Raw genomic sequence first — 2,169 nt, forward strand, 5'->3', positions numbered from 1 at the left:
CGCACCGCCGACGATGGCGTGCACGTCCACCACGACCTCACCCAGGAGGAGCTCGCCCAGCTGGTCGGCGCCTCTCGCGAGACCGTCAACAAGGCGCTGGCCGACTTCGCCTCCCGAGGCTGGCTGCGCCTCGAGCCCCGCTCGGTCGTGCTGATGGACGTCGAGCGACTCACCCGTCGCGCCCGCTGACCTCGCGCAGGTAGTCGAGCTGGGCACGCACGGACAGCTCCGCCGCACCCCAGAGCACCGGGTCGACGTCGGCATACACGATCTCGACGACCTGCCGAGGCAGCGTGACCGCATCCGCGAGGCCGCCTGCCCGCAGCTGGGCGACGGCGGCCTCGACCTGCTCGAGACGTTCGTGCCGGTGCGCGATGTAGTGGTCGAGCGCGGCGAGCGCGTCGTCGATCACCGGCCCGTGGCCGGGCCAGACCTGGTCGACCTCGTGCACCTCCGCGAGGGCGTGCAGCCGGTCGAGGGAGTCGAGGTAGGCGCCGAGCTTGCCGTCGGGGTGCGCGACCACGGTCGTGCCGCGACCGAGGACGGTGTCGCCGGTCAGCACCGCCCGCTGGGCAGGCAGCACGAACGACAGCGAGTCGGACGTGTGGCCGGGCGTCGCGATGACGTGGACCTCCACCCCACCGCTCCCCACCGCGACGACGTCGCCCTCACCGAGGCCCTCGTCGCCGAGGCGGTACGCCGGATCGAGAGCACGTACGCCGCATCCGACCCGCTCCGCGAAACCACGCGCCGCCTCGGAGTGATCGAGGTGGTGGTGGGTGAGCAGCACGGCCTGCACGTCGCCCGCGGCCTCCGCGACCGCCGCGAGGTGCTGCTCGTCCGGCGGACCGGGGTCGATGACAAGGGAGCGGCCGGTGTCCGGGTCGCTCAAGATCCAGGTGTTCGTACCGTCGAGCGTCATCGGGCCGGCGTTCGGTGCCAGCACACACCGGGCCACCTCGCCGAAGGAGCCTCCGGCCCAGCTCACCGCGCAGCCACCAGCGGCTCGTAACGCGCGGGCATCGACAGCACGAACCCCTCACCGTCCGGCACCACCTCGGGGGTGAACATCTCCACCGCACGTGTGCGCGCCTCATCGAGCACCGCCTCTGGTGACGGGTGCTGGCCGACGTCGAGGCAGGTCAGGTAGGTGGGCGGCATCATGAAGATCTCCTCGGCCTCGACACGTGCGACCGCGTCCATGACCGGAAGCCACGCCACCGACGTCGACTCCGTCGACACGTCCCGGGTCACCTGGCCCTCCGGGAGCCGCGCCACGAAGAACCAGGTGCGGTACCGCCGGGGCTCGAACACGGGCGTGAGCCAGCCCGACCACGCACCGAGCAGGTCGCTTCGCAGCACCAGTGCTCGCCGGTCCAGGAAGTCGGTCAGCGACAGCTCGCGGGCCTCGAGCGCGAGCCGATCGGCCTCCCAGTCCTCGCCGGTCGTGTCCGCGACCACGGAGTCCGCGGTCCCCGCCAGCAGGACGCCGGACTCCTCGAAGGTCTCGCGCACGGCTGCGCACACCAGTGCCCGCGCCATCGGTTCGTCGACCGCGAGCGTGGCCGCCCACTCGGCCGGTGTCGGACCCGCCCAGGCCACGGCGTGGTCGAAGTCGCGCGGGTCGACACCGCCGCCGGGGAACACACACATCCCGCCGGCGAAGGCCATCGACGTCTGCCGACGCAGCAGGTAGACCTCCGGTCCGCCGCCGGACGTGCCCGGCCGCAGCAGCACGACGGTGGCCGCGTCGCGCGGCTCGGCCGGGGTGGCCGACCCCTCGGCGTACGCGCGTGCCTGCGAGACCAGCGCGTCGGGCAGCGGGAGGCGCCGCACGCCGTCAGACCTCGACGACGATCTCGACCTCGACCGGCGCGTCGAGCGGCAGCGCGGCCACACCCACAGCGGAGCGGGCGTGCACCCCGGCGTCACCGAAGGCGCTCCCGAGCAGCTCGGACACGCCGTTCGCCACCTGCGGCTGGCCGGTGAAGTCCGGGGTCGACGCCACGAAGCAGACCACCTTGACGACCCGCTTCACCGCGGCCAGGTCGCCGACCACGGCCTTGACGGCGGCGATCGCGTTCAGGCCGCACTGCCGGGCGCAGTCGACCGCGTCCTCCTGCGTGACGTCACCGCCGACCTTGCCGGTCGCCATCAGCTCACCCGCCC

Annotated in this window: 4 protein-coding genes; 1 reads left to right on the forward strand and 3 read right to left on the reverse strand. The window is 73.1% G+C overall.

Going from position 1 to position 2,169, the window contains the following annotated elements; translation table 11 throughout:
• Nucleotides 1-189, forward strand: a 189-nt coding sequence (locus VFZ39_RS10040) for a helix-turn-helix domain-containing protein (protein ID WP_330865607.1), incomplete at its 5' end; no start/stop codon positions are given.
• On the opposite strand, the gene VFZ39_RS10045 is transcribed toward VFZ39_RS10040, so the two are convergent.
• From VFZ39_RS10045 to VFZ39_RS10055, 3 genes are all read right to left on the reverse strand, one after another.
• Nucleotides 170-988 (reverse strand): MBL fold metallo-hydrolase, encoded by an 819-nt coding sequence (locus VFZ39_RS10045; RefSeq protein ID WP_330865608.1) that lies wholly within the window; start codon nucleotides 986-988, stop codon nucleotides 170-172. The two genes, VFZ39_RS10040 and VFZ39_RS10045, sit on opposite strands and share 20 nt — an antisense overlap.
• Nucleotides 985-1,836 carry an NUDIX hydrolase gene (locus VFZ39_RS10050; RefSeq protein ID WP_330865609.1) on the reverse strand — a complete coding sequence of 284 codons (852 nt, stop codon included), beginning with the start codon at nucleotides 1,834-1,836 and terminating at the stop codon, nucleotides 985-987. Before VFZ39_RS10050 ends, VFZ39_RS10045 begins: the two co-directional genes overlap by 4 nt.
• Nucleotides 1,837-1,840: 4 nt before the next feature.
• On the reverse strand, nucleotides 1,841-2,169 hold a 329-nt coding region (locus VFZ39_RS10055; protein WP_330865610.1), incomplete at its 5' end, for a RidA family protein.

The organism is Nocardioides sp. (genome assembly GCF_036374615.1).
Classification (GTDB): domain Bacteria; phylum Actinomycetota; class Actinomycetes; order Propionibacteriales; family Nocardioidaceae; genus Nocardioides.